This window comes from Mycobacterium decipiens, assembly GCF_963853665.1.
Classification (GTDB): domain Bacteria; phylum Actinomycetota; class Actinomycetes; order Mycobacteriales; family Mycobacteriaceae; genus Mycobacterium; species Mycobacterium decipiens.
On record NZ_OY970459.1, the window covers coordinates 1792137 to 1801514 of the forward strand.

Below are 9378 nucleotides of genomic sequence, written 5' to 3' on the forward strand. Positions count from 1 at the left end.
GCGATGGTATTGGGCTTCTGGGACCTCGCGGTGCCGATCGTCGGCGCCCCGATGGCCGGCGGTCCGAGCACCCCTGCCCTGGCCGCGGCGGTTTCGAACGCGGGCGGTCTTGGTTTCGTTGCGGGCGGCTATGTGAGTGCGGAGCGGTTCGCCGACGATGTCGCCGCCGCGCGCGCCGGGACGACAGGCCCAATCGGAGTCAATTTGTTTGTGCCCCAACCCAGCGTCGCCGACTGGGTGCAGCTGGAGTACTACGCAGATGAGCTCGAAGAGGTCGCCGAGTACTACCACACCGAGGTGGGTCAGCCAGTCTATGGTGACGACGACGATTGGGAGCACAAGCTCGAGGTGGTGGCCGATATGCGCCCCGAGGTGGTGTCGTTCACCTTCGGCGCGCCGCCGCCGGACGTCGTTCGTCGATTGAGCGCGCTGGGCCTGTTGGTATCGATCACCGTGACATCGGCCTACGAGGCCGGCGTGGCCATCGCCGCGGGCGCGGACAGCCTCGTGGTCCAGGGCCCCGATGCCGGCGGGCACCGCGGTACGTTCGCGCCGGACATGGAACCCGGTTCGGTGTCGCTGCACCAACTCCTCGACCGCATCAGCAGCGCGCACGACGTCCCGCTCATCGCAGCGGGCGGCCTGGGCACCGCTGAGGACGTAGCCGCCGTGCTGCGTAGCGGAGCGATCGCCGCGCAGGTCGGTACCGCGCTGCTGCTCAGCGACGAAGCCGGAACCAATGCCGCGCACCGGACTGCGCTGAAGAATCCAGAGTTCGACGCCACCCTGGTCACTCGCGCGTTCTCGGGCAGGTATGCGCGGGGCCTGGCCAACAACTTCACCCGTCTGCTCGACCACGTGGCGCCGCTGGGCTATCCGGAGGTCCACCAGATGACGAAGCCGATACGGACGGCGGCGATCGAGGCGGACGACCCGCACGGAATAAACCTCTGGGCGGGTTCGGCGTACCGGAAAGCCGAACCGGGGCCCGTGGCCGACATCATCGCTACCCTTACCCCCGACGTGCGCTCAGCGTAACGCCGCTGCGAAAGTTCCTTCGCGGACTCGCAGCGACGTTACGCTCGCGCCATCGATAAAGGGATCTCAGGCCAGCACGCTCGCCGGATCGGTGTACGGCACACCCAGGTCGGTGGCCACCTGTTCGGACAGCAGTGCTCCGCTATGCGTCGAAAGACCTTTGGCCAGCGCCGGATTCGACCGGCACGCCACGCGCCAGCCCTGGTCGGCGAGTTCGAGCACATAGGGCATCGTCGCGTTGGTCAGCGCGGACGTCGACGTCTTCGGCACCGCGCCGGGCATGTTCGCCACGCAGTAGAACAGCGTGTCGTGCACCGCAAAGGTCGGGTGATCGTAGGTGGTCGGGTGCGAGTCTTCGAAGCAGCCGCCCTGGTCGATGGATATGTCCACCAGTACCGCACCTGGTTTCATATGCGCGACAAGTGAATTCGAGATCACCTTGGGCGCCTTGGCACCCGGTACCAGAACGGCCCCGATCACCAGGTCGGCGCGTTTGACGGCGCCCTCGAGCTCGTAGGTCGACGAGTAGCGGGTCTGGATCCGGCCGCCGAACTCCGCGTCGAGTTGCCGAAGTTTGTTGATGTTGATGTCCAGAACAGTGACGGTCGCCCCCATGCCATTGGCGACGCGGGCGGCGTTGTACCCGGCGGTACCGGCGCCGATTACCACGACGTCGGCCGGTTCGACCCCGGGTACCCCGCCCATCAGCACACCGCGGCCGCCTTGGGTTCGCATCAGATGGTAGGCGCCAACCTGAGCGGAGAGTCGACCGGCGACTTCACTCATTGGGGCCAGCAACGGCAATGCGCCGTCGGCGGTCTGGACGGTCTCGTAGGCGATTGACGTTGTGCCGGAATCCAATAACGCGTCGGTGCAAGCACGAGATGCGGCCAAATGCAGGTACGTGAACAAGATCTGCCCACGGCGCAGCCGGCCGTATTCGGCGGCTATCGGTTCCTTGACCTTGAGTAGCAAGTCAGCACTGGCCCACACCTGGTCGGCGGTGTCGATCAGTTGCGCGCCCGCCGCCTTGAAATCAGCGTCGGTGATCGCCGAGCCTTCTCCGGCACCCGCCTGGATGAGCACCTCATGGCCACGGCGCGTGAGTTCGGCGACGCCGGCCGGGGTGATGGCCACCCGATATTCGTTGTTCTTAATCTCGGTCGGAACGCCGACGCGCATGATTGCTCCTCTCCGTGTTGTAGGCTTCAGTGTGAAGAAAGTTCGATTGGCCTGCAAGAACGCTGACGATAATTCTGCCTAGGGGTCGTATGCGTGAGAATCAGACGGAACAAAAGTCTCGCCGGGCCGACCCGCCGAAGGATGTTCGGCTCGCTGATCTTGATGAAGTGGACCGCAGAATCCTGAGCCTGCTGCATGCGGATGCCCGGATCGCCAACAACGCGCTGGCGGAGACGGTCGGGATCGCTCCGTCGACGTGTCACGGCCGGGTTCGGCGGTTGCTAGACCTGGGCGTGATCCGCGGGTTTTATACCGACATCGACCCGGTTGCGGTGGGTATGCCGCTACAGGCGATGATCTCGGTCAACCTGCAGTCCAACGCCCGTGGGAAAATCCGCAGCTTCATCGGGCAGATCCGCCGCAAGCGACAAGTGATGGACGTGTATTTTCTGGCCGGCGCCGACGATTTCATCTTGCACGTCGCCGCCCGCGACACCGAGGATCTGCGTTCGTTCGTGGTCGAAAACCTCAACGCCGACGCGGACGTCGCGGGCACCCAGACGTCCCTGATCTTCGAGCACCTCCGCGGCGCAGCGCCCATTTCAGCCCGGTCGGGCTAACTATGATCATCGGATGACTAAGATCGCCGGGCCTTGTGTGACGGCAACCATCGAGATCGACGCGAGTCCCGACTTGGTTTATCGGCTCATCACCGACCTGCCGATGCTGGCCTCGCTGGCCCAGGAGGCAGTGGCGATGGAGTTGCGTAATGGTGACGCTGTTCGCACTGGGGCGGTGTTCATTGGTCACAACAAAAACGGCAGCAAGCGCTGGAGCACGAAGTGCACGGTCACCGACGCAGAGCCGGGTCGGGTGTTTGCGTTCGAGGTCCGACACAGCCTGGTTCCGATCGCGCGCTGGCAGTACGACATCGTCGCCGCCGGCGGCGGTTGTCGGGTCACCGAGAGCACCTGGGACCGGCGGCCCGGCTGGTTCCGCAGGATCGCCGGCAAGGCTACCGGCGTGACCGATCGTACGGCCGCCAATACCGAGCACATCCGGCTCACCCTGCAGCGTCTCAAGCAACGCGCTGAGGCCGGATAGCGCGAACTCGTCCGGCGTGCGGCAACTATACTTATCCGCACATCATGTCCACCTAGACGACATTTGTTGGACATGTGTAAACCGCCGAGGCAAGGGGGCACGATGTTCGCCGTTGATGACCAGGCAGCGGGACAACATGACATGGCGATCGACCACGAGCGGCTGGTGCTCGAGGCGCGACGTGTCGAGTTCGACTGGACAAACCTGCCGTTTCACTATGTTCCCAACGAGCCGATGGCCACCCACGTCCTCAACGTCTTACACCTGCTGTTGCCGGCGGGCGAGGAGTTTTTCGTCGAGGTGTTCAAGAAGGCGCTGCCGCTGATCAAGGACGACCAGCTGCGGCTGGATGTCCAGGGATTCATCGGCCAGGAGGCGATGCATTCCCAAGCCCATTCCGGAGTGCTCGATCACTTTGCAGCGCGGGGCGTCGACTTGACGCCGTTTATCGACCAGATCAGGTGGCTATTCGAGAAGCTGCTGGGGGACAAACCTCGGCGCAGCGTGCGCCGACAACACAGCTGGCTGTTGGAGCAGGTTTCGTTCATCTCGGCAATCGAGCACTACACGGCCGTGTTGGGGGAGTGGATCCTGAACTCCCCGCAGCTGGACGTCGTCGGCACCGACCCGACGATGCTCGACCTGCTCCGGTGGCACGGCGCGGAAGAAGTCGAGCACAAGGCGGTGGCCTTCGACACCATGAAGCATCTGCGGGCCGGGTACTGGCGGCGGGTGCGCGCTCAACTGGCCGTCACCCCGGTGATGTTGCTGTTGTGGATTCGCGGCGTGCGGTTCCTGTACTCGGCGGATCCGTGCTTGCCGCCGGGCACGAAGCCGCGCTACCGGGACTACTTCACGGCGGCGCGTCGTGGGTTGGTGCCCGGGCTGCCACGGCTGGCACGGGTAGTCGGGGACTACTACAAGCCAGGTTTTCACCCGTCCCAGCTGGGCGGGCTGGGGGCGGCCGTCGACTACCTGGCCGTCTCGCCCGCCGCTCGCGCGTCGCACTAAGCCATTCTTCGGGAGTTTTGCTGTGCCGGAGAGCAGCTGGACCAGTAGGCCCGCCGATCTTTACGGTCGCCGCGGCCGGGACAGCTTTTTCACGGCGCTGTGGGGTGTTCGATTGCTATTGGGAGGATTTGCCTCGGCGTCGCGGTGGAAGCCGTCACGGGTGCTGCCGGTGCGCCGCACCAACTTGGCGGTGGTTACCGAGCGCGAGCTGGTCGCCCCCGACGTGGTGGCGTTGACGTTGGCCGACCCCGATGGCGGACTGCTCCCGTCCTGGTCGCCCGGTGGGCACATCGACGTCCAGCTGCCTTCGGGCCGGCGCCGACAGTACTCGCTGTGCGGTGCGCCCGGGCGACGCACGGACTACCGCATTGCCGTGCGCAGGATCGCCGACGGCGGCGGCGGTTCGATCGAGATGCATGAAGCCTTCGACGTCGGCGACTCCCTAGTGTTCGAAGGGCCCCGCAACGCGTTCTACGTCGGGGCGGCCGAGCAGGACGTGCTTTTCGTGATTGGTGGCATCGGGGTGACGCCGATTCTGCCGATGATTCAGATGGCTGCCCGGCGCGGAATCGACTGGCACGCAATCTATGCCGGTCGCAGCCGCGAGTACATGCCGTTCCTGGACGAGGTGGTGTCGGTGGCGCCCGGACGGGTGACGGTATGGGCCGACGACGAGCACGGGCGTTTCGCAACCGTCGACGAGCTGCTGGCCGGCGCTGGGCCGGCGACGGCCGTTTACGTGTGCGGACCGGCTCCCATGCTGGAAGCGGTGCGCGTGGCTCGCGACGAACATGCCAACGCGCCACTGCACTACGAGCGATTCAGCGCGCCGCCGGTCGTCGACGGCGTTCCGTTCGAGCTGGAACTCGGGCGGTCTGGACGCGTGCTGCGCATTCCGGCGAATCGGTCGGCCCTGGCCGTCATGCTCGACCGGGATCCGACCACCCCGTACTCCTGCCAGCAGGGGTTCTGCGGGACTTGTAAGGTCAAGGTGGTTGCCGGGCAGGTCGACCGTCGTGGCCGCACGGCCGAGGGCGACGACGAGATGCTTGTCTGCGTATCGCGGGCGACGACTGGCCGGGTCGTCATCGACGCCTGACGGTCAGCCTGGACGTGCCGACCGATACAGGGTGTAGCCCACGTGGTCCACGTTCACCCCAGGCAGTGGTTTCCACGTGAAGGTGCGGCCGTCGACTTGGAAGTTCTTCTTCTCGTAGAAGCGACGCGCTTTGCCATTCTTCTCTGCGCACCACAAGATCACGTTGTCGGATGGATTTGAGCGCACAGCTTGGTTGAGCAGTCGGCCACCGAGGCCGTGCCGTTGGCATTCTTCGGCAATGTAGAGTGCGTCGATTTGAATGTGATTGGGATCCGCAACGTCCGGCCCAAACATGGTCATGCCGAGTGTCTTGCCACCGGACTCGGCGATCCACATAGACCAGCCACGGCGGTTGAGGGCTTGTGGGTAGAACTCGGTGATCCAGCGGTTGGGTGGACCGAGCATGTCGAGCAAATGCGCTTCCAGTATTCCGCTCCACGATTGTCGCCAAATCGGATAGTGCATCTCGGCGACCTTGGCGAAATCGCCCGGCTTGGCTTCACGGATCCTGATGTCGCTGGATTTCACACGAGCACCTCCGCTGACAACGCCACAAGTCATCTAAGCCTAGATGCGTAGGTTGCGTAGTCATGCTTTGCGTCTGACCTCGCCGCAGAGATGCGGGTGAAGAACGAGGCGGCGGGTGAGGGGTATGTGTCAGCGGTGATCGGGAACCGTAGGGTCGAGCAAGCCGCTTCGGCGTCGCAGCCGGGGGCAACGAGCTGGACCGCAAACGTTCGACGACGCGTCGTGGTCGTTCACCGACAACCGGGCGGGTGCGCTGTGGCGGGACTCCGATGAGCGGGTGCGCCGCTGGCGGGCGCGCCGCCGCGACACTGGAACCCTGGTGATCAGCCATCGGGCGGGCATCCGGTGCACCGGACACCTTCCGCCGCGTGCGCGCCAATTATGGCCCGCCCCTGCGTAAGCCGCGCACCCGCTCGAACACGCGACCCCGAGTGATCTTGAACACGTTTATTCATCGAGCGGGGCAGCGCTGCAGTGCCGCGCCGTGGACCAGGACCCTGATCTTGGTCGGCGCGCGCAGTGCGCCGATCGCGATCGGCAACGCCGCCGGCGGCCGAGCAACGCAACCCCGCTCGAGGGCCTGGGCGCCCAGATCGCCTGGCTCAAAGCCCGGCTCCTGGGGCAACCAACGCGGGTATGCCCAGTACAGCCGCCACCAGCTGGTTGTCGGATGGGCGGCCGCACCGCGCCGTGGACCGGGCCGGGGACCGGTCCTACCAGCTACCCAAGTGAACGAGATGGAACCGAAACCTACGGAACCGTCGCCTATACCTACGTAGCCGTAATGTGTTGCACCAGTTGATAGTTGACAACTACAACACTCCGTGAGATGTATATTCCGGAGCATTTGCGTTGTGTTGCTCCATGATTCGGCATCAGCGTTGGGCCGCGCAGGTCGGCGCAACGCTTGAAAGGGATATCGACAGTGAGGTTGCGCGTGGTGTCTGAAGGCTTGGCGGTGGCCAGTGCGGCGGTGGCAGCGCTGGCCGCTCGGTTGGCGGGCGCGCAAGCTGTTGCGGCGCCGCTGATAAGTGCTTTGTTAAGTCGCCGCGCGCGAAGTAGTTTGCATAATGGTGTCCACCAGAATGTGGTTAGTAGTTCGCCGCAGCCCCGGCTCCAAAGCCGGCGCAATAGACTCAGCACTCGTTTGACTTCAACCAGGTGCCACGCTACCGCGAGATCGAATTCCGAAGTTGATCCATGGTTTGGTGGTGTCGAAGTGTATGTGCTTAGCGCGGGCTTTCGACTCCGGTAGTTTCGGGACGCTTAGCATTGTTATGATCGACAATTTAGGTTTTAGCCTGACGCAACTGCGATACTTTGTCGTATCGGCCGAGCTTGGGAATATATCCGAGGCGGCGGAGAAGCTATACGTATCGCAGTCAACAGTTTCGTCGGCGCTGATGAGGCTGGAACGTGAGCTAGGTGTGCACCTCTTTGTTCGTCGACACGCCCGCGGGGTTGCGCTAACTCCGAGCGGCCGACACTTGTTGCAAGAAGCGCGCACATTATTGGGGCAGGCCAGGATACTGAAGGCGCAAAGCGTTGCCCTGGCGGGTGATACCGCCGGACCGCTCGACGTTGGATGCTTTTTTTCGATCGCGCCATTTCTGTTACCGGTGGTTTGTAACGTGATCAAAGAGCGTCATATGGCGCTTCAACTGAATATCCACGAGGGGTCCGCGGATCGCCTGTTGAAATTTCTGCAAGATGGCCGCTGTGAACTGGTGGTGACGTACGAATTTTTGTCCGGAGATTCTAGGTTCCGCCCACTGGTCGAGCTGCCCATTTATGGCCTATTGCCTCATGATGACCCGTGCGGAGATGTCGGCTCGATCGGTTTGGCGGAGTTGGCCTCTCGGCCACTTGTCACCTTGAATACGCCGGGCGTCCTTCACCATTTTGAGAACTTGTTCGCCCACGCCGAGGTCGAGATGCCCCAACTAATCACGACGACCAGTATCGAAACCATGCGCGGTCTCGTGGCCGCCGGTTCCGGATTCTCATTGATGTATCAACGCGCTTCGAATGCCACGACTCTGGGAGGCGGTAAGGTTCGAGAAGTCGAGATCGCTGAAGATTTGCCTGCTTCGTGCCTCGGTGTGGCCATGCTGCCCGATTTGGCCATCAGTAATCGTGGGAAAGCATTCTTGGATGTTCTTGGATCGATGGTGGCGGTCCCCGACGATGTGAATTCGATTGTGCGATACCCAAGTTCGCGCTGTACCGGCAGCGTAGCTGCTGTCGCGAATCGGGATGGCAAGTTTGACTGCTCAGCGCCGAGGTTGTCCCATGAGGCAGGACCGCCGTGCTGACGGTCATGTTTGCGGGTCAGGGAAGTCAAGAAAAGGGTATGGGAGTCGACGTTTTCGGGCGCTATCCGGGGCTTGTGCAGTTCGCGTCGGACGTGCTGGGCTACGATCTGATTTCTTTGTGCACCGAAGACCGAAATGAATTGTTGGCCCGCACCGAATACACGCAGCCAGCACTCTATGTCGTCAACGCACTGAGCAGTTTCGAGCGGATTCATCGTGAGGACCCGCCAGCGGATTTCTATATGGGGCATAGCCTGGGCGAGTATAATGCTCTACTTGCGGCGGGTGTCTTCGATTTTGAAATGGGACTGCGACTGGTCGCCAAGCGTGGTGAATTAATGGCGGCGGCTTCCGACGGAGGCATGACCGCCGTGATGAATGTACCGCCGAACGAATTGCTGGAAATCTTCGCCGACGAAGGTGTCGACGGCGTCGATATTGCCGGTTTCAACACCCGCTCACAAGTCGTTATCGCGGCCACACGGCCCGTACTGACCTTGGCGCACGCCTGCCTGAAGGACAGGGAAATCCGTTTCGTGCCACTCAAAGTGAGTGCGCCGTTTCACTCTCGATACATGAAACCGGCTCAGCTGCGGTTCGCTGAATTCCTGACCCAGTTCAGTTTCGCCGAACCCACGATACCGGTCATTTCGAATGTTACCGGTCGGCCTTATGAGCCGGGGCAGCTGCCCCACCTGCTCGCCGAACAGCTGGTGATGCCGGTGCGCTGGACCGAGAGTGTCGGTTCCCTGCTCGATAGCGACAACGAAATGGAATTTATCGAAATCGGCGGTTTAGTCCTCACGCAAATGGTATATAAGATCAAGGCTGGAGTGTGACACATGGCACGGAGTACGAGTCCGATTCAGCGGTACCTCGAAGACCGCTTTCTCTTCGAGTTCGATGACGAGATCACCGGGGATACCGACCTATTCAAGGTAGGCGTTATCGACTCCTTCGGTTATATCAAGTTGATGAAGTTTCTGGAATCGGAATACGCCATCAAAATTGATATGGAGGACGTTCTCAAGAACGTCCTGGTATCGCTAACCGCGATCGAAGAATTTGTCGACAGAAAGATCGCCGCGTAATAGGAGGGCG

11 protein-coding genes are annotated in these 9378 nt (G+C 62.5%); 8 read left to right on the forward strand and 3 right to left on the reverse strand.

Translation table 11 applies throughout. The features are described from left to right. Positions 1-3: 3 nt before the first annotated feature. Positions 4-1038 (forward strand): nitronate monooxygenase, encoded by a 1035-nt coding sequence (locus AADZ55_RS08225; protein WP_085323860.1) that lies wholly within the window; start codon positions 4-6, stop codon positions 1036-1038. Positions 1039-1104: 66 nt separating this feature from the next. Here the strand turns inward: AADZ55_RS08225 and ald are convergent, their stop codons facing one another. Continuing rightward, positions 1105-2220 carry an alanine dehydrogenase gene (gene ald / locus AADZ55_RS08230; protein ID WP_085323859.1) on the reverse strand — a complete coding sequence of 372 codons (1116 nt, stop codon included), beginning with the start codon at positions 2218-2220 and terminating at the stop codon, positions 1105-1107. 89 nt (positions 2221-2309) lie between these two features. Here ald and AADZ55_RS08235 point away from each other — a divergent pair, with 89 nt between their 5' ends. The 4 genes from AADZ55_RS08235 to AADZ55_RS08250 all read left to right on the forward strand — a co-directional run bounded on the left by AADZ55_RS08235 (position 2310) and on the right by AADZ55_RS08250 (position 5434). Next, on the forward strand, positions 2310-2840 hold the full coding sequence (locus tag AADZ55_RS08235; RefSeq protein ID WP_085323858.1) for an Lrp/AsnC family transcriptional regulator: 531 nt from the start codon (positions 2310-2312) through the stop codon (positions 2838-2840). A gap of 13 nt (positions 2841-2853) precedes the next feature. Continuing rightward, positions 2854-3324, forward strand: a complete 471-nt coding sequence (locus tag AADZ55_RS08240; protein ID WP_085323857.1) for an SRPBCC family protein — start codon at positions 2854-2856, stop codon at positions 3322-3324. A gap of 102 nt (positions 3325-3426) precedes the next feature. Next, the gene (locus tag AADZ55_RS08245; protein ID WP_085323856.1) at positions 3427-4335 is read left to right on the forward strand and encodes a metal-dependent hydrolase; all 909 of its coding nucleotides are present in this window, start codon (positions 3427-3429) and stop codon (positions 4333-4335) included. Between the two features lie 22 nt (positions 4336-4357). Further along, the gene (locus AADZ55_RS08250) at positions 4358-5434 is read left to right on the forward strand and encodes a PDR/VanB family oxidoreductase (RefSeq protein ID WP_119184896.1); all 1077 of its coding nucleotides are present in this window, start codon (positions 4358-4360) and stop codon (positions 5432-5434) included. 3 nt (positions 5435-5437) lie between these two features. Here the strand turns inward: AADZ55_RS08250 and AADZ55_RS08255 are convergent, their stop codons facing one another. Both AADZ55_RS08255 and AADZ55_RS08260 read right to left on the reverse strand, forming a co-directional pair. Beyond that, entirely contained in the window at positions 5438-5995 is a 558-nt protein-coding gene (locus AADZ55_RS08255; RefSeq protein ID WP_085323855.1) for a GNAT family N-acetyltransferase, read from the reverse strand. A gap of 418 nt (positions 5996-6413) precedes the next feature. Beyond that, positions 6414-6587 carry a hypothetical protein gene (locus AADZ55_RS08260; protein ID WP_165759338.1) on the reverse strand — a complete coding sequence of 58 codons (174 nt, stop codon included), beginning with the start codon at positions 6585-6587 and terminating at the stop codon, positions 6414-6416. A gap of 652 nt (positions 6588-7239) precedes the next feature. On the opposite strand from AADZ55_RS08260, the gene AADZ55_RS08270 reads away from it, so the two are divergent. The 3 genes from AADZ55_RS08270 to AADZ55_RS08280 are packed head-to-tail and all read left to right on the forward strand — an operon-like array spanning position 7240 to position 9368. Next, positions 7240-8277, forward strand: a complete 1038-nt coding sequence (locus tag AADZ55_RS08270) for a LysR family transcriptional regulator (protein WP_085323854.1) — start codon at positions 7240-7242, stop codon at positions 8275-8277. Further along, positions 8271-9116 (forward strand): ACP S-malonyltransferase, encoded by an 846-nt coding sequence (gene fabD, locus AADZ55_RS08275; protein ID WP_119184895.1) that lies wholly within the window; start codon positions 8271-8273, stop codon positions 9114-9116. The genes AADZ55_RS08270 and fabD overlap by 7 nt, the downstream gene beginning before the upstream one ends. Positions 9117-9119: 3 nt before the next feature. Then, positions 9120-9368 carry a phosphopantetheine-binding protein gene (locus AADZ55_RS08280; protein WP_085323853.1) on the forward strand — a complete coding sequence of 83 codons (249 nt, stop codon included), beginning with the start codon at positions 9120-9122 and terminating at the stop codon, positions 9366-9368. Positions 9369-9378: the final 10 nt, after the last annotated feature.